2 protein-coding genes are annotated in these 1,122 nt (G+C 74.0%); both read right to left on the bottom strand.

The window, feature by feature from the left end; genetic code table 11:
• Positions 1-379, bottom strand: a 379-nt coding sequence (locus ACFV0Q_RS41925; RefSeq protein WP_385013384.1) for a hypothetical protein, incomplete at its 3' end; no start/stop codon positions are given.
• Positions 380-429: 50 nt separating this feature from the next.
• Positions 430-1,122 (bottom strand): hypothetical protein (locus ACFV0Q_RS41920; RefSeq protein ID WP_385013382.1); only part of this gene is annotated, 693 nt, incomplete at its 5' end.

Below are 1,122 nucleotides of genomic sequence, written 5' to 3'. Positions count from 1 at the left end.
CTCCGGCCCCGCCGGGCCCGAAGCTCCAGTCCCGCAGGTCGGGAAGGCCGGCGCCGTTGTAGACGCCGCGCCCGGCGCCGCCGTAGTTGCTGTTGTAGTACACCCAGACGTCGTCGAGGCTGCCCGGGTAGCGCAGGTTCCACAGCGACGAGGCGACGTTCTTGCATTCGCCCCACGACGCCGCACTGCCCGACCAGGACCCGCACTCGTTCTGGTACCAGAAGTCGTAGTACGCGTGCAGGCGGCCGGTCGGCGGGTTGGGAACGGCGGCCGTCCGCTGCCCGGGCGGGGAGTCGGCGGCGTGGGCGGTGAAGGGCGTGGCCGTGACGGCCAGTGCGGCGACCGCCGCGGTGACGAGGAACGTGCGCAAGGACTTCATGCTTCTCCCTCAGCTGATGGTTCGGACGATGGTGCTCGCGGCGTCCGGGCTCACCGCTTCGCGTCGGCTTCGACGACGGCGCGGGCGCGGGGCAAGGCGTCGAGCCGGAGCCGGAGCCAGGTGGTGACGTCGGTGCCGTACTCCTCCCGGAGTTCGGCGTCGTACGCGCGGTCGAGCCGCGCGGCGGTCTCCGCGAGGCCCGAAGCCCGCGCGCAGCCGGCCTCGGCGACCGCCATGGCGACCTCCCGCTCCCGTGGGAGGGGTTGGTCCGGCGGCGGCAGCGCGGCCCGTGCGGCAGCCGGGTCCTGGAACTCGTACCCGGCGGTGCGCATGCACGCGGACCACTTCTGCGTGGCGTCGCGGAACGCGCCGTCGCCGATCACCTTCCCGCCCCGCAGGGGCGGCAGCGAGTCGACGGTGACCCGTGCCTGGAACCAGGCCGCCAGGTCGGGGTACAGGCCGCGCTCGGCCTGCGACTGGCACCCGTCGGGGCTGCGGGTGATCCTCAGCCCGTCCGGCGCGCGGGCGGTCAGCCCGTCCGGGCGGGCGCCGTTGGCCGCCGCGATGGCGGGGGCCCTGCGCTCTTCCGGCAGGCTCTTGAAGTACCGCTCGTTGACTCCGTCGTTGCTGATCTCCTCCCGTTTCCGGTCGATGTCGCTGCCGTAGCCGTGCCGTCCGGCCCATTCCGGGTCGTCGATGACGTACGGGAAGTCGCGGGCGTCGGGGACCGGCTGCCGGGGCCC

Source organism: Streptomyces sp. NPDC059564, from assembly GCF_042735575.1.
Taxonomy (GTDB): domain Bacteria; phylum Actinomycetota; class Actinomycetes; order Streptomycetales; family Streptomycetaceae; genus Streptomyces.
The sequence above is the reverse complement of the archived record's forward strand: the minus strand, read 5'-3'. Positions and strand labels throughout refer to the sequence as shown.